The sequence below is a fragment of the Clavibacter californiensis genome (genome assembly GCF_021952865.1).
Taxonomy (GTDB): Bacteria; Actinomycetota; Actinomycetes; order Actinomycetales; family Microbacteriaceae; genus Clavibacter; species Clavibacter californiensis.
Window position 1 is genome coordinate 3,138,134 of the sequence record NZ_CP040792.1, and the last position, 17,129, is coordinate 3,155,262.

General features: G+C 66.7%; 8 protein-coding genes and 2 rRNA genes. 2 read left to right on the forward strand and 8 right to left on the reverse strand.

Going from position 1 to position 17,129, the window contains the following annotated elements; all coding sequences use genetic code 11:
* Positions 1–48: 48 nt before the first annotated feature.
* From FGD68_RS15025 to sucC, 7 genes are all read right to left on the reverse strand, one after another.
* Positions 49–3,168, reverse strand: a 23S ribosomal RNA gene (locus FGD68_RS15025).
* 427 nt (positions 3,169–3,595) lie between these two features.
* A 16S ribosomal RNA gene (locus FGD68_RS15030) occupies positions 3,596–5,116 on the reverse strand.
* Together the 16S and 23S rRNA genes form the textbook arrangement of a ribosomal RNA operon.
* A 574-nt stretch (positions 5,117–5,690) precedes the next feature.
* The gene (gene purH, locus FGD68_RS15035) at positions 5,691–7,316 is read right to left on the reverse strand and encodes a bifunctional phosphoribosylaminoimidazolecarboxamide formyltransferase/IMP cyclohydrolase (RefSeq protein ID WP_119373146.1); all 1,626 of its coding nucleotides are present in this window, start codon (positions 7,314–7,316) and stop codon (positions 5,691–5,693) included.
* Positions 7,313–7,906, reverse strand: a complete 594-nt coding sequence (gene purN, locus FGD68_RS15040) for a phosphoribosylglycinamide formyltransferase (RefSeq protein WP_182480920.1) — start codon at positions 7,904–7,906, stop codon at positions 7,313–7,315. Before purN ends, purH begins: the two co-directional genes overlap by 4 nt.
* A 9-nt stretch (positions 7,907–7,915) precedes the next feature.
* Positions 7,916–9,196: a cell division protein PerM gene (locus FGD68_RS15045; protein ID WP_119373148.1), complete on the reverse strand. Its 1,281-nt coding sequence runs from the start codon at positions 9,194–9,196 to the stop codon at positions 7,916–7,918.
* Between the two features lie 160 nt (positions 9,197–9,356).
* On the reverse strand, positions 9,357–10,244 hold the full coding sequence (gene sucD, locus FGD68_RS15050; protein ID WP_012039236.1) for a succinate--CoA ligase subunit alpha: 888 nt from the start codon (positions 10,242–10,244) through the stop codon (positions 9,357–9,359).
* A 27-nt stretch (positions 10,245–10,271) separates the two neighbouring features.
* Complete coding sequence (sucC, locus tag FGD68_RS15055) at positions 10,272–11,435, reverse strand: ADP-forming succinate--CoA ligase subunit beta (RefSeq protein WP_043584273.1); 1,164 nt, start codon at positions 11,433–11,435, stop codon at positions 10,272–10,274.
* A 238-nt stretch (positions 11,436–11,673) separates the two neighbouring features.
* Here sucC and FGD68_RS15060 point away from each other — a divergent pair, with 238 nt between their 5' ends.
* Together FGD68_RS15060 and FGD68_RS15065 are read left to right on the forward strand one after the other, a co-directional pair.
* Complete coding sequence (locus FGD68_RS15060) at positions 11,674–12,495, forward strand: oxygenase MpaB family protein (RefSeq protein WP_237609625.1); 822 nt, start codon at positions 11,674–11,676, stop codon at positions 12,493–12,495.
* 195 nt (positions 12,496–12,690) lie between these two features.
* Positions 12,691–14,592: a hypothetical protein gene (locus tag FGD68_RS15065; RefSeq protein ID WP_237609626.1), complete on the forward strand. Its 1,902-nt coding sequence runs from the start codon at positions 12,691–12,693 to the stop codon at positions 14,590–14,592.
* Here FGD68_RS15065 and FGD68_RS15070 read toward each other — a convergent pair.
* Positions 14,564–17,014: an ATP-dependent helicase gene (locus tag FGD68_RS15070; RefSeq protein ID WP_119373434.1), complete on the reverse strand. Its 2,451-nt coding sequence runs from the start codon at positions 17,012–17,014 to the stop codon at positions 14,564–14,566. The two genes, FGD68_RS15065 and FGD68_RS15070, sit on opposite strands and share 29 nt — an antisense overlap.
* Positions 17,015–17,129 lie beyond the last annotated feature (115 nt).

The following is a 17,129-nucleotide window of genomic DNA, read 5'->3' on the forward strand; positions in this document are numbered from 1 at the left end:
TAGCACCCGACCGTATATCGGGAACCACATAGTGGACGCAAGCAAAGTGTTTTCAAGATATCGGCTTATTAGTACAGGTCAGCTCCACGAGTCTTTAGTCCTCGCTTCCACATCCTGCCTATCAACCCGGTAGTCTAGCCGGGAGCCTTCACCCTGAAAGGGATGGAAATCTCATCTCGAAGCCGGCTTCCCGCTTAGATGCTTTCAGCGGTTATCCGTTCCGAACGTAGCTAATCAGCGGTGCTCCTGGCGGAACAACTGACACACCAGAGGTTCGTCCATCCCGGTCCTCTCGTACTAGGGATAGATCTTCTCAAATTTCCTACGCGCGCAGCGGATAGGGACCGAACTGTCTCACGACGTTCTAAACCCAGCTCGCGTACCGCTTTAATGGGCGAACAGCCCAACCCTTGGGACCTACTCCAGCCCCAGGATGCGACGAGCCGACATCGAGGTGCCAAACCATGCCGTCGATATGGACTCTTGGGCAAGATCAGCCTGTTATCCCCGAGGTACCTTTTATCCGTTGAGCGACAGCGCTTCCACAAGCCACTGCCGGATCACTAGTCCCGACTTTCGTCCCTGCTCGACTTGTCAGTCTCACAGTCAAGCTCCCTTGTGCACTTACACTCGACACCTGATTACCAACCAGGTTGAGGGAACCTTTGGGCGCCTCCGTTACTCTTTAGGAGGCAACCGCCCCAGTTAAACTACCCACCAGGCACTGTCCCTGAACCGGATTACGGTTCGAAGTTAGATATCCAGAGTGACCAGAGTGGTATTTCAACAATGACTCCACCCGAACTAGCGTCCGAGCTTCACAGTCTCCCACCTATCCTACACAAGCCACACCGAACACCAATACCAAGCTGTAGTAAAGGTCACGGGGTCTTTCCGTCCTGCTGCGCGTAACGAGCATCTTTACTCGTAGTGCAATTTCGCCGAGTTCGCGGTTGAGACAGCTGGGAAGTCGTTACGCCATTCGTGCAGGTCGGAACTTACCCGACAAGGAATTTCGCTACCTTAGGATGGTTATAGTTACCACCGCCGTTTACTGGGGCTTAAATTCTCAGCTTCGCACTTGCGTGCTAACCGTTCCTCTTAACCTTCCAGCACCGGGCAGGCGTCAGTCCGTATACATCGTCTTGCGACTTAGCACGGACCTGTGTTTTTAGTAAACAGTCGCTTCCCACTGGTCTCTGCGGCCTTCAAACGCTTCAGGAGTAAATCCCTACACGCCTCAGGCCCCCCTTCTCCCGAAGTTACGGGGGCATTTTGCCGAGTTCCTTAACCACGATTCTCTCGATCTCCTTAGTATTCTCTACCTGACCACCTGAGTCGGTTTGGGGTACGGGCGATTGGAACCTCGCGTCGATGCTTTTCTCGGCAGCATAGGATCACTGATTTCGTCCGTGAGGACTACCCATCGGGTCTCAGGCTACATAGAAGACGGATTTGCCTATCTTCTGCCCTACATCCTTAGACCGGGACAACCATCGCCCGGCTCAGCTACCTTCCTGCGTCACACCTGTTAATACGCTAAACGCCCCAGCGTAGGGTCGTGTGCTAGGCCAAGACCGTCACCCCGAAGGGATCGAATCAAGGATTCAGACACTTAGCATTACTGGATTGTCTTGGGCGGTTCTTCATCGGTACGGGAATATCAACCCGTTGTCCATCGACTACGCCTGTCGGCCTCGCCTTAGGTCCCGACTTACCCAGGGCGGATTAGCCTGGCCCTGGAACCCTTGGTCTTTCGGAGGACGGGTTTCTCACCCGTCTTTCGCTACTCATGCCTGCATTCTCACTCGTGTGGCCTCCACGGCTGGTTCACACCGCCGCTTCGCTGGCCACACGACGCTCTCCTACCCATCCATACGGCTGGACCACGAAGGCCTGCCTATAATATAAATGCCACAACTTCGGTGGCGTGCTTGAGCCCCGTTACATTGTCGGCGCGGAATCACTTGACCAGTGAGCTATTACGCACTCTTTCAAGGGTGGCTGCTTCTAAGCCAACCTCCTGGTTGTCTATGCAACTCCACATCCTTTCCCACTTAGCACGCGCTTAGGGACCTTAGATGGTGGTCTGGGTTGTTTCCCTCTCGACGATGAAGCTTATCCCCCACCGTCTCACTGCTGCGCTCTCACTTACCGGCATTCGGAGTTTGGCTGAAGTCAGTAACCTTTTGGGGCCCATCGTCCATCCAGTAGCTCTACCTCCGGCAAGAAACACGCAACGCTGCACCTAAATGCATTTCGGAGAGAACCAGCTATCACGAAGTTTGATTGGCCTTTCACCCCTATCCACAGCTCATCCCCTCCATTTTCAACTGAAGTGGGTTCGGTCCTCCACGACGTCTTACCGTCGCTTCAACCTGGCCATGGATAGATCACTTCGCTTCGGGTCTAGAACATGCGACTCATACGCCCTATTAAGACTCGCTTTCGCTACGGCTGCCCCTCACGGGTTAACCTCGCCACATATCACTAACTCGCAGGCTCATTCTTCAAAAGGCACGCTGTCACACCAACAAGGGTGCTCCAACGGTTTGTAAGCAAACGGTTTCAGGTACTATTTCACTCCCCTCCCGGGGTACTTTTCACCTTTCCCTCACGGTACTTGTCCGCTATCGGTCATCTGGGAGTATTTAGGCTTATCAGGTGGTCCTGACAGATTCACACGGGATTTCTCGGGCCCCGTGCTACTTGGGATACTCTCCGGACAGGCGACGACATTTCGACTACGGGGTTCGCACCCTCTGTGACTGGCCTTTCAAGACCATTCGTCTATATCGCGCTCATTGCCCTCACAGCTCGGTAGAACTGTACGGAAAGTCCCGCAACCCCGACCATGCAACTCCTACCGGATATCACACATGATCGGTTTGGCCTCTTCCGGTTTCGCTCGCCACTACTAACGGAATCGCTTTTGCTTTCTCTTCCTGTGGGTACTGAGATGTTTCACTTCCCCACGTTCCCTCTACCCGCCCTATATATTCAGGCGGGAGTCACCAGGTCACCCAAAGGGCCTGGCGGGGTTTCCCCATTCGGAGATCCTCGGATCACAGCTCTATTATCAGCTCCCCGAGGCTTATCGCAGATTTATACGTCCTTCTTCGGCTCCAGATGCCAAGGCATCCACCGTTTGCTCTTAGAATCTTGAAATCACATGAGATTGAATCGTTTCGCCTCCCCTAGAGGAGACAGAATTGACCAATGATCTATAAATAGATCTTTGTGATCCACCGGTAAACCGGTGAATCTAAGATGCTCGCGTCCACTGTGTAGTTCTCAATATACGGGCGGTACCCCACCACCATCCACAACAGGACGACGGAAAGGGTCCGACAAGAAACCAGACACACCCGAAAGGTGCGGCCCGGTCCCTCAGGACCCAACAGCGTGCAACATGCCCTCGACACACCAGACCACGTTCCCACCCCACAAGGAGGCGTACTAGCAGCCCGACACATCAGCCGGCATCAATGTCAATGTTCCACCCATGAGCGCCACCGCCAGAACAGATGCCTGACGCGTGACTTGGCACCATTGATCTCCCTGTATACAGAGGAGAGGCGCACATGCTCCTTAGAAAGGAGGTGATCCAGCCGCACCTTCCGGTACGGCTACCTTGTTACGACTTAGTCCTAATCACCGATCCCACCTTCGACAGCTCCTCCCTTGCGGTTAGGCCACTGGCTTCGGGTGTTACCGACTTTCATGACTTGACGGGCGGTGTGTACAAGGCCCGGGAACGTATTCACCGCAGCGTTGCTGATCTGCGATTACTAGCGACTCCGACTTCATGAGGTCGAGTTGCAGACCTCAATCCGAACTGAGACCGGCTTTTTGGGATTCGCTCCACCTTACGGTATCGCAGCCCTTTGTACCGGCCATTGTAGCATGCGTGAAGCCCAAGACATAAGGGGCATGATGATTTGACGTCATCCCCACCTTCCTCCGAGTTGACCCCGGCAGTCTCCTATGAGTTCCCACCATTACGTGCTGGCAACATAGAACGAGGGTTGCGCTCGTTGCGGGACTTAACCCAACATCTCACGACACGAGCTGACGACAACCATGCACCACCTGTATACCGACCTTGCGGGGCACACATTTCTGCATGTTTCCGGTATATGTCAAGCCTTGGTAAGGTTCTTCGCGTTGCATCGAATTAATCCGCATGCTCCGCCGCTTGTGCGGGCCCCCGTCAATTCCTTTGAGTTTTAGCCTTGCGGCCGTACTCCCCAGGCGGGGAACTTAATGCGTTAGCTGCGACACGGAGACCGTGGAATGGTCCCCACATCTAGTTCCCAACGTTTACGGCATGGACTACCAGGGTATCTAATCCTGTTCGCTCCCCATGCTTTCGCTCCTCAGCGTCAGTTACGGCCCAGAGATCTGCCTTCGCCATCGGTGTTCCTCCTGATATCTGCGCATTCCACCGCTACACCAGGAATTCCAATCTCCCCTACCGCACTCTAGTCTGCCCGTACCCACTGCAGACCCGAGGTTGAGCCTCGGGATTTCACAGCAGACGCGACAAACCGCCTACGAGCTCTTTACGCCCAATAATTCCGGACAACGCTTGCACCCTACGTATTACCGCGGCTGCTGGCACGTAGTTAGCCGGTGCTTTTTCTGCAGGTACCGTCACTTTCGCTTCTTCCCTACTAAAAGAGGTTTACAACCCGAAGGCCGTCATCCCTCACGCGGCGTTGCTGCATCAGGCTTTCGCCCATTGTGCAATATTCCCCACTGCTGCCTCCCGTAGGAGTCTGGGCCGTGTCTCAGTCCCAGTGTGGCCGGTCACCCTCTCAGGCCGGCTACCCGTCGTAGGCTTGGTGAGCCATTACCTCACCAACAACCTGATAGGCCGCGAGTCCATCCCCAACCGAAATTCTTTCCACGACCAGACCATGCGGCCAGTCGTCATATCCGGTATTAGCTACCATTTCTAGCAGTTATCCCAGAGTCGGGGGCAGGTTACTCACGTGTTACTCACCCGTTCGCCACTGATCCGCCAGAGCAAGCTCTGACATCACCGTTCGACTTGCATGTGTTAAGCACGCCGCCAGCGTTCGTCCTGAGCCAGGATCAAACTCTCCATAAATGCTTAAACGCACGACCACCCGAAAGCGATCGGCACATCTAAAGCCAGACGTGAACGGGAATCGAACACGAACCAGCAAGTTTGAAACCGACAGAACAAATCATTACTGACTTGCTTGTTTGTTTAAATGTATTCCAAAGGAATCCGAAACGAGCATCCGAAGGACACCCGCAACGGGCATTTGGCATTTGACATTGTGCACGCTGTTGAGTTCTCAAGGAACGGACGCTCCCGACACCGACCATCACAGCCAGCCATCGGAGCTCACACTCCACCGCTCCCCGTGGGAGTGATCCAGACCAGAAGGCCCAGCACTCACGTCAGAAGCAGAATCAGACCCTAGCTCAGTTGATGGTAAACACGCAACCCTTCAGGGCCACGGCAACTTCTGTTTCACCAGGATCCAGAACACCAGAACAGCTCCGGAAGCTTCTCAGCTCCCCGCCCGTTCCGGCGACAAGAGGAGACATTACGCGGACCACCCCACCCCCGCAAAACCACGCACATCCCGGGCGTGTCGCGACGGCCTGCCTCGACGGCATGGCGGCGGCCCCGGGGTGCGCCGCCATGCCGGTCAGTGGAAGAAGTGGCGCTCGCCCGTGAAGTACATGGCGACGCCTGCGGTGCGGGCGGCCTCGACGACCTCCTCGTCGCGCACGGATCCGCCGGGCTGGACCACGGCGCGGACGCCGGCGTCGAGCAGGACCTGCAGCCCGTCGGCGAACGGGAAGAAGGCGTCGGACGCCGCCACCGATCCGGACGCCCGGTCGCCCGCGCGCTGGACGGCGAGTTGGCACGAGTCCACCCGGTTGACCTGTCCCATGCCCACTCCCACGGACGCACCGTGGTGGGCGAGCAGGATCGCGTTCGACTTCACCGCCCGGCAGGCCTTCCACGCGAACTCGAGGTCCGCGAGCGTCTGGTCGTCCACGGGCTCGCCGGTCGCCAGGGTCCACGACGCCGAGAGGCGCGCGCCGTCGGTCGGGAACGCGTCACCGGACTGGACCAGGTACCCGCCCGAGATCTGCCGCGCCTCCAGGAGCTCGCGGTGGTAGCCCTCCGGGAGCGTCAGCAACCGCAGGTTCTTCTTCGTCTTCAGGAGCGTGAGCGCGGCGTCGTCGAACCCGGGGGCGACGAGGACCTCGGTGAAGATCTCCTTCACCGTCTCCGCCATCCCCAGGGTGACCGTGCGGTTCGCCGCGATGACGCCCCCGAACGCCGAGACCGGATCGCAATCGTGCGCGCTGCGGTGCGCGGAGGCGATCGCGTCCACCGCGCGGGGCGCTGCCACGGCGATGCCGCAGGGGTTCGCGTGCTTGATGATGGCGACCGCCGGCTCCGCGAAGTCGTAGGCGGCGCGGACCGCCGCATCCGCGTCGACGAAGTTGTTGTAGGACATCTCCTTGCCGTGCAGCTGCACCGCCTGGGCGATGCCCGCGCCGTCCGGCCGTCGGTAGAGCGCCGCGTCCTGGTGGGAGTTCTCGCCGTACCTGAGCACCTGGGCGAGCTCGCCCGCGACGTCCCAGCTGGTGGGCCAGGCGGGGGCATCCGGCTCGGAGGACCCCGTGCCGACGACCGTCGACCGGAAGTAGTCCGCGACGGCCCGGTCGTAGTCGGCCGTGTGCGCGAACGCCGCTGCCGCGAGACGTCGTCTCTGCTCGAGGGTGGTCCCCCCCTCGCGCACGGACGCGATCACCTCGCCGTAGCTCGACGGGGACACGACGATGGCCACGTTGGCATGGTTCTTGGCGGACGCGCGCACCATGGCGGGGCCGCCGATGTCGATCTGCTCGATCACGTCCGACGCGGGGGCTCCCGACGCCACCGTCTCCACGAACGGGTAGAGGTTCACGACCACGAGCTGGAACGGGGAGATGCCGAGCTCCGCGAGCTGCACCTCGTGCGACTCGAGCCGGAGGTCGGCGAGCAGACCGGCGTGCACCGCAGGATGCAGCGTCTTGACGCGTCCGTCCAGCGCCTCCGGGAATCCGGTCACGTCCTGCACCGGCGTGACCGGGAAGCCCGCGTCCGCGATGGTGCTGGCGGTGGATCCGGTGGAGACGATCTCGACCCCGGCCTCCACGAGCGCAGCGGCCAGCTCGAGCAGACCCGTCTTGTCGCTGACGGAGACGAGGGCGCGCGCCACCTCGATGCCGTCTCGATCGCGGAACAGGGACGGGTCGTGACGGGGTCCGCTCATGCCGGGGACAGCTCCTTGAGGTCGATGGTGCCGAGGGATATCGCGCGCACCGTGTCGACGAGGAGCCTGCGCTCCACGACCTTGATGCGCTCGTGCAGGGTGTGCTCGGTGTCGTCCGGCTCCACGGGCACGCGCTCCTGCGCGAGCACCGGCCCGGTGTCGACCCCGGTGTCGACGACGATGATGGAGGCCCCGGAGCTCGTGGCCCCGGCGGCGATGGCGTCCCGGACCGCGTGGGCCCCGGGGAACTCCGGGAGGTACGCCGGATGGGTGTTCACGATGTGGGGCGCGAAGGCCGCCACGGCGCGCGGCGGGAGGAGCCGCATGAATCCGCTGAGGACCACCAGGTCGGGCTCCCACCCGGCGATCGCCGCCGCCAGCTCGTCGCCCCAGGAGGCGCGATCGGGGAAGCTCGCGAACGGCACGGTGAAGGTGGGGATGCCCCGCTCCTCGGCGAAGCGGAGGCCGTCGGCGTCGCGATCGGCTCCCACCGCGATGACGCGCGCCGGGTACTCCGCGTGGTCGGCCGCCTCGAGGAGGGCGCGGAGGTTCGTCCCGCTGCCGGAGATGAGGACGACCACGTTGAGCACGCGCACAGCCTATCCGCGTCCCTCGGGGCTGCGCCGGACGAGGGGGGCCATGAGGCCCGAGACGAACATGCCCGCGACGGACGCCACGCCGAGCTCGAAGAACGCGACGAGGAGGATCCATCCGCCCGCCGGGCCGACGTCGGCCAGGCGCCCGGGTCCGGCGGCACCGCCGGAGAGGACCGCGAGCAGGGCGAGCACCCCCGCGCCGACGAGCCCCATGCCGAGACCCGCGACAAGGAACCACGGCCAGCGGCGCGCCTCGGGCTCGGGGATCCGGGCGACCCGCGGGGACAGCGCGACCGCGGCGACGAAGGACACGACGACCGGCACCAGGATCCCCAGGTACCCGAGGTCGAACGCACCCTGCGGCAGGATGCCCAGGACCGGGACGGACGGGATCGGGCCGACGGTCGTGCCGAGCGGTGAGACGGACGATCCGGTGCCGAGGGCGAAGCCGGGTCCGATGAGCCACGACGCAGCCCACATCACCAGGTTCGGCAGGAGCGCGATCTGTGCGAGCGTGAGGGCGACGCCGCCGACGATCCCCGTCTGCAGCGTCTCGTAGAGGGTGATCACGGTCGCGTACTGCAGACCGAGCAGCACCGCGACGACCACGGCGGAGATCGCGACGACGCCGAAGGCCGCGGCCGCTCCCCCGCGGACGGCCGTGGCCGCCACGGAGGCCGCGCCGTTAGGGAGGCGGTCGAGGGCATCGCGAACGCCCCGGATGGAACCGGCCGCCCGCCCGGACGACAGGGATCCCCACCACCTACGGGCCCGCGCGCGATCGGCGCGTGCGATGCCGCCGACGAGGAGGCCCAGCGCGAGGACCAGGGTCGGGAGGACGGTTCCGCGGACGACGGCCGGGGAGACGCCGTCATGCTGCGCCGCGAGCGCGAGGCCGAGGGACAGCACGGCGGTCGTGGCGACGGCGGAGAGCGCGCCGACGCCGGGGTGGTCGGTCTCGACGATGCGGCGGCCGGCGCGGATCCCGAGGAGCAGCGTGAGGAGCGCGAAGCCCAGGGGCGCCAGCGTGAGCACGAACGGCGCGTCGACGCCCGGAAGGCCGAGGGACGAGGCGAGCGACGGATCCAGCGACGCCGTGAGCGGCACACCATGACCGAGGAGCCACAGGTCGACCGCGGTGCGCGCGAAGACGCCCCAGTCGATCTGCAGGTCGTACTGGCCGGCCCACAACGCCGTGAGCGGCACGAGGGGCAGGGCGACGCCGACCCCCACCACCAGGAGCGCCTCGAGTGCCGCGAACAGGGCGGTTGCGTGTCGGTTCATGCCTCGACGACCCTACCGGCCGGGCCATGCGCGACCCGTCCGGTGCCGGGCGCGCCGGGGCATCCGCGGGTCGATCCGCACAGGGAGGACCCGGGAACGACGACGGCCCGCATCCACAGGGGATGCGGGCCGTCGTCGTGCGCTCGCGAGCGCGGGGTCGCTACAGGGCGGCGAAGACCTCGCGGAGGAGGTTCGCCGTCTCGGTCGGCGTCTTGCCGACCTTGACGCCGGAGGCCTCGAGGGCCTCCTTCTTGCCCTGGGCCGTCCCGCTGCCGCCGGAGACGATGGCGCCTGCGTGGCCCATGGTCTTGCCCTCGGGGGCGGTGAAGCCCGCGACGTACGCGACGACCGGCTTGGTGACGTGCGCCTTGATGTACTCGGCCGCGCGCTCCTCGGCGTCGCCGCCGATCTCGCCGATCATGACGATGGCGCGCGTCTCCGGATCGGCCTCGAACGCCTCGAGGGCGTCGATGTGCGTGGTGCCGATGATCGGGTCGCCGCCGATGCCGATGGCGGTCGAGATGCCCAGGTCGCGCAGCTCGAACATCATCTGGTACGTGAGGGTGCCCGACTTCGACACGAGGCCGATGGGGCCTGCCTCCGTGATGGTGGCGGGGATGATGCCGGCGTTCGACTTGCCGGGGCTGATGATGCCGGGGCAGTTCGGGCCGACGATGCGCGTCTTCCCGCCCGTGCTCTTGGCGTGCGACCAGAACTCGGCGGAGTCCTTGACGGGGATCCCCTCGGTGATGACGACCGCGAGCGGGATGGCCGCGTCGATCGCCTCCACCACCGCGCTCTTGGCGAAGGCCGGCGGGACGAAGATGACCGACACGTCGGCACCCGTCTCGGCCATGGCCTCGGCGACCGAGCCGAAGATCGGGAGCTCGACGCCCTCGATGGTGACCGTGCTGCCGGCCTTGCGCGGGTTGACGCCGCCGACGACCTTGCTGCCGGACGCGAGCATGCGGCCCGCGTGCTTGGTGCCCTCGGAGCCGGTGAGGCCCTGGACGATGATCCTGCTGTTCTCGTCGAGAAGAATCGACATCTATCTGTTCCTGTTCTCTCTCGGGAGTTAAGCGGCGGCCAGCTCGGCGGCCTTGTCGGCCGCCTCGTCCATGGTGCCGACGACGGTGACGAGCGGGTGGGCGCGCTCCTCGAGGATGCGGCGGCCCTCCTCGACGTTGTTGCCGTCGAGACGGACGACGAGCGGCTTGGTGGCGGCGTCGCCCAGCTTGTCGAGCGCGCCGACGATGCCGTTAGCGACCGCGTCGCACGACGTGATGCCGCCGAAGACGTTGACGAAGACGCTCGTGACCTGCTCGTCGCCGAGGATGACGTCGAGACCGGCGGCCATGACCTCGGCCGACGCTCCGCCCCCGATGTCGAGGAAGTTCGCCGGACGCACACCGCCGTGCTGCTCGCCGGCGTAGCTGACGACGTCGAGCGTCGACATGACGAGGCCCGCGCCGTTGCCGATGATGCCGACCTGGCCGTCGAGCTTCACGTAGTTGAGGTCGGACTCCTTGGCCTTGGCCTCGAGCGGGTCCGCGGCGGCCGCGTCCTCGAGGGCAGCGTGGCCCTCGTGGCGGAAGCCGGCGTTCTCGTCGAGCGTGACCTTGCCGTCGAGCGCGATGATGTCGCCCGACTCGGTGAGCACGAGCGGGTTGACCTCGACGAGGGTCGCGTCCTCGTCGCGGTAGACCCACCAGAGGCGCTCGAAGACGGGCGCGACCTTGGCGATGAGCTCCTCGGGGAACGAGGCGGCGCGCGCGATCTCCTCGGCCTTGGCGGCGTCGATGCCGGCGACCGGGTCGATCTCGATGCGGGCGAGCGCCTCGGGACGCGTGACCGCGAGCTCCTCGATCTCCATGCCGCCCTCGTAGCTGGCGAGGCAGAGGTAGGAGCGCTCGGCGCGGTCGAGGAGGATCGAGAAGTAGAACTCCTGCGCGATGCGGGCGCCGGCCGCGACCATCACGCGGTGCACGGTGTGGCCCTTGATGTCGAGTCCGAGGATGCCCTCGGCGGCCTCGAACGCCGCGTCGGCGCTCTGGGCGACCTTGACGCCTCCGGCCTTGCCGCGGCCGCCGGTCTTCACCTGCGCCTTCACGACCACGGTGCCGCCCAGCTTCTCGGCCGCGGCGCGCACCTCCTCGGCGGTGTCGGCGACGATCCCCGGGAGGACCGGGACGCCGTAGGACTCGAAGAGGTCCCTGGCCTGGTATTCGAAAAGATCCACGCGTGTCATCCCATCCGCACCCGCGCTCGGCGGTGATGTGCGTCGTTCGAGGCTGCGGTGCCACGACCGTCTGGCGGCGGCACCCGGTGTGTTGCGGCTGGCCGACGCGCCCGCCGCCCACCTGCGTGGGCCGACCCGCCGCGTCGACGACCGTGGAGAGCCTATCGGGTCGCGGGTCGGCCGACCCGGGTGGGGAGCGGCCGTGCGCCGATGCCCCCTGGGGAGGGAGACTGGCGGGATGAGCCCGAGGATGCATCCCGCGCGCCGGCGCGACGGGTCGATCCGGGACATCGCGGGCGAGGGCATCCTCCTGGCGGCGGGAGCGCGGGCGATCCTGCTGCAGGTCGCCGACCCGTCCGTCGCGCGCGGCGTCGCGGAGCACAGCGACTTCGCGACGCGCCCGCTCGACCGGCTCGAAGGCACGCTCGAATACATCTACGCCGTGGTGTTCGGCTCCCCCGAGGAAGTCGCGCGCGCACGGCGGATCGTCGGACGCGCGCACGCTCCGGTCCGGTCGGTGGTGCCCGCGGTGGACGGCTCCGCGCCGGCCTACTCCGCCTACGACCCGGAGCTGCAGCTCTGGGTGGCGGCGACGGTCTACCAGTCGGCCGTCACGATGTTCGAGCTCTGCTTCGGCCCGCTGCACGAGGAGGCCGCGGACAGGATCCACCGGCAGTACGCGGTCCTCGGCACGGCGCTGCAGGTGCCGGAGGGGATGTGGCCCGAGGACCGCGCGGCGTTCCGCGCCTACTGGGACGAGCGGATCGCGACGCTCGAGCCGACGGCGGATGCGCGTCGGATCGCCCGGACCCTGCTGGAGGGCCGCGGCGCGCCCGCGGCGGCCCGCGCGTTCATGCCGCTCCTCGCGCTGGTGACGGCCGGGCTCCTGCCGCCGCGGATCCGGGCCGGCTTCGGGATGCGGTGGGACGCGCGGATCGAGCGCCGCCACGCGCGCCTCCTCGCCCCCGTCCTCGCCGTGTACCGGGCGCTGCCGCGCGTCGTCCGCGAGGCGCCGCGCGCGATCGTCACCCGCAGGTACCTCCGCCGCGACGCCGGGTAGCCGTCGCCCGGCCGCTCCTGCACATGTGCACGGCCGCGGATCCCGTCCCCGGCTCGCCGACCTGCGTGCCGCGGCGCCGCGGTCGACCCGCATTGTGCGGCCATGACTCGGAACCCCTCGGACCCGCACCCCTCTCCTTCATCAGCGCGATCCACGAATGACCGCCCGCCCCGTCGTCCGCGCATCGCACGGCTCGTGTCGGCGCTCGTCGGCGTCGGCCTCGCGTTCGGGCTCGCGGCGAGCGCCGTGCCGCCCGCGCAGGCTATGAGCGCTGTCTCGCACGGAGTCGGCTTCGCATCGGGGCCGGATGGCCGCTGGCTGGGCTCGTACCGGATGGACGACGGTCGGCTCGGCTTCTGCATCGACGTCGGGCTCGCCGCGCCGCCCGGGCACGCGTACTCCCCGGTCGGGGACGCGGGTGCATCACCCGAGGACCGGGCACGGCTCGCCTACGTCTCGAGGCGCTGGGCCGGATCCGCGGATCCTGACACCGCCGCGGCGGGGCAGCTCGCCACGTGGAGCATCACGGGCCTCGGCGCGCACGACCTCTCCTGGTACGCGGCGCGCGCCGGCGATCACGCGGGCGCAGTCGAGTCCCGCGCGCGCGACATGCTGGCAGAGACCACGGCCCGCGCGTCGCGCTCGGTGTCCGCGTCCGCGACGGTGACCCTCGGCGACGACGGGCGCGGGTCCGTGCGCGTCGACCTGCGGGCCGACCTCGTGACGGGCTGGCCCGCGGACGTGCCGGCCGGATCCGAGACCGGCACCGTCACGCTCGACGGCGCCGTGTTCGACGACGGGAGCACGACCGCGCAGGTGGCGAACGGCGCAGCGGTGCCGCTGCGGGCGACCGGATCGTCGGCGGCGCTGCACGTGACGGCGAGCGCCGTCTTCTCCTCCCTCCCGTACGGCGACGCCCTCGACGCGGTGGGCGATGACGGGGCGTCGCAGCGGATGATCCTGGCCCGGCCCGCGGACGCCCGAGCGGAGGCGCGGGCGGACGCGCAGGCGCCGAGCCCGCTCCCCTTCGCCCCGCGTGTCGTCACGCGCACCTCGCGCGCCGTGGCGTCCGTCGGCGACGAGCTGACGGACTCGCTCCAGGTGTCCGCGGATCCCGCGGCGCCCGCCGAACATGGGAGACCGGCGACCTCGGCTGGCTGGGGGCTGACCCGCGGAGACGACGGGGCCCTGGTGCCCGTGCCCGTCACCGTCCGCAGCAGGCTCCTCGGCCCCTTCACGGAGCAGGTCGGACCCGAGCGCGAGGACATCCCCGCCGGCGCCCCGGAGGTCTGCGAGGTCGTGACCCGCATCGACCACGGCCCGGGGGACTACACCTCGCCCGCCTGCCGCCTCGCGGCCGGCGGCTTCTACACCTGGGTGGAGTCCATCTCACCCGAGGACACGGCCGTGCCAGCCGGGCGGGCACGGGTCCTGCCCTGGCAGTCGACCTTCGGCGCATCCACCGAGACGACGCAGGTCCCGCAGCCGCCGCGGATCACGACGACCATCGGGGCGTCGGAGATCACGACGGGCAGCTGCCAGACCGACACGCTGCACGCGACGTCGTTCGTCGGGGTGAGCCCCGTCCCCGTGCGCATCCGCCTCGCGGGTCCGTTCGCGACCGCGCCCGCCGAGGGCGAGGCGGTGGCCGTCCCGGAGGGTGGAGCCTCAGGAGGGCTGGAGTCCGACGTCGATGTCTCCGATGACGGGGATGCGACCACGCCCTGCATGCGCGTCCTGTCGCCCGGGTGGTACGTCGCCGTCCTCGACAGTCCGGGGCGTCCCGCCGGCGACACGGACGGGGCGGCCATCGCGCCGTTCGCCGACCACACGGCGCACGCGAGCGAGACCTTCCACGCGGGACCGCCGCCCGCCGTCGACGTCCCCGCATCGCATGGGCACGCCCAGCTGGCCATGACGGGCGGAGCACCGGGCATCGACGTGCCGGGACCCGGGGCGACGCAGCGGATCGGCGCGCTGCCGCTCGCGTGCGCCGCGACCGCCATCGGTGCGCTGGGTGTCGCCGGCATCGGCGTTCGTCACGCTGGACGCCGCCGCCGTGTCCCGGCTAGAGCTTCTCGATGGGCGCGATCTTGATGAGCAGCCGCTTGCGACCGGCCGGTCCGTCGAACTGCACCTCGGCGATGCGCTTGCGTCCCTCACCCGTGACGCCGGTCACGCGGCCGTCGCCGAAGTCGGTGTGGCGGATGCGGTCGCCGAACGCGAGCTCGAGGTCGCCGTTGTCGCGCACCTGGCCGGTGACCGTGTTGGCCCACTGGGTCTTGGGCCGGGGTGGCGGCGGCAGCGCCGGATCCTCGAAGCCGCTCGACGAGCGCGAGCGCGAGCCATACCCACCTCCCTCGCGCCGGGCGTTGAGGGCGCGGGGTTGGGTGCCACCGCGGGACGTGGCCATGCCGGGCGACTGCTTCCAGTCGATGAGCTCGGCGGGGATCTCCTGCAGGTACCGGCTGGGCATGGCGACGTTGACCTCGCCGAACTGGGCCCGTGTCATCGCCAGGGATATGAAGAGGCGCCGTCGAGCGCGCGTGATGCCGACGTAGAAGAGGCGCCGCTCCTCCGCCGGGCCGCCGGGCTCGTTGGCCGACATGCGGTGCGGCAGCAGGTCCTCCTCCACGCCGGTGAGGAAGACCGAGTCGTACTCCAGGCCCTTCGCCGTGTGGAGGGTCATGAGGGACACGGTGCCGCTCGAGTCGTCGAGCTCATCCGCCGCGGCGACGAGCGAGACCTCCGTCAGGAAGTCCACCAGCTGGCCCTCCGGGTTGTTGCGCGAGAACTCCTTCGTGACGGCGACGAGCTCCTCGACGTTCTCCGCGCGGGCCTCGTCCTGCGCGTCCTTGCTCGCCCGGAGCGCTTGCACCAGGCCGCTCTTCTCCAGCAGCGTGGTCACCAGGTCGCCGACGGAGGTGCGTCCCTCTGGGCGGTCGGGATCCAGCAGGAGCGCCACCTCGTCGAGCATGCGGGAGAGAGTGAGGATCGCCTGCGTCACCTTGGGCCCGAGTCCCAGCTCGGACGCACGGCGCATCGCCTCCCGGAAGGTGACGCCGTGCGACTCGGCGAAGTTCGCGAGGGCGGTCTCCGTGGCCGGGCCGATGCCGCGCTTCGGGGTGTTCAGGATGCGGCGCAGCGCCAGCACGTCCGCGGGGTTGGCGACGGCGATCAGGTACGCCATGGCGTCCTTGATCTCCGCCCGCTCGTAGAACTTCGTGCCGCCCATGATCCGGTAGGGCACGGCCGAGCGGATGAGGATCTCCTCGAGCGCTCGCGTCTGCGCGTTCGTGCGATAGAAGACCGCGATCTCCGAGTAGGCGGTGCCCTCCTCGTGCAGCTTCTGGATCTCGTCGGCGACGAACTGCGCCTCGTCGTGCCCCGAGTACCCCGTGAATCCGACGATCTTGTCGCCGTCGCCGATGGAGGTCCACAGCTTCTTGTCCTTGCGGTCGAAGTTGTTCGAGATGACGGCGTTGGCGGCGGTGAGTATGTTCTGGGTCGACCGGTAGTTCTGCTCGAGGAGCACGACCTTCGACTGCGGGAAGTCGCGCTCGAACTCGGTGATGTTGCGGATGTCGGCGCCGCGGAAGGCGTAGATGGACTGGTCGCTGTCGCCCACGACGGTGAGCGAGGCCCCGTCGATCCCGCCCATGCCGTTCGTGGACATGCGGGTGTCGACGGGCACGTCCTCGGGGGCCACGGCACGCGTCAGCTCGCGGATGAGCGAGTACTGGGCGTGGTTCGTGTCCTGGTACTCGTCCACGAGCACGTGCCGGAAGCGCCGCTGGTACAGCGCCGCCACCTTGGGGAAGGCGCGGAAGAGGTAGACGGTCTGGCCTATGAGGTCGTCGAAGTCGAAGGCGTTGGCGGCAGCGAGGGAGCGCGTGTACTGCCGGAAGATCTCCACGAACATGGCCTCGGCCGGATCGTTGAAGTTCGCCGTGCGCGCGAACGTGTCCGCGTCCGACAGCTCGTTCTTGAGCTTCGAGATGCGGCCCGACACCGACGAGACGGTGAAGCCGAGCGTGTCCGCGTCGAGCTGCTTGATGATCCGCTTGATGAGCACGCGGCTGTCGGCGGAGTCGTAGATGGTGAAGTTCTGCGTGAAGCCGAACGCCTCCGCCTCGCGTCGGAGGATGCGCACGCACGCGGAGTGGAAGGTCGAGATCCACATGCCCTCGGACGCCTGCCCGAGGAGCGACTCGACGCGCTCGCGCATCTCGGCGGCGGCCTTGTTCGTGAAGGTGATGGCGAGGATCTGGCTCGGCCACGCCTCCCGGGACTCGATGAGGCTCGCGATGCGGTGCGTGAGCACGCGCGTCTTGCCGGAACCGGCGCCCGCCACGATGAGCAGCGCGGGACCCCGGTAGACGACGGCCTCCCGCTGCTCCGGGTTGAGGCCCTCCAGCAGCGGATCCTCCGGAGCCCCCGGCCCTCCAGCGGCACCCGACCGGCCGTCGAGGATGATCGGCGTGCTGGAGGGGGAGATGGCGGCGGGGTCGGAACTCATGTCGGCATCGATCCTAGGCGCTGCCCCCGACGCGGAGTCGGGCGCCGACCGGAGCCGGTCGCCGACGCCGAGCCGGGCCCCGACGCGGAGCCGGGCCGGTGCGGACGCAAGGCCG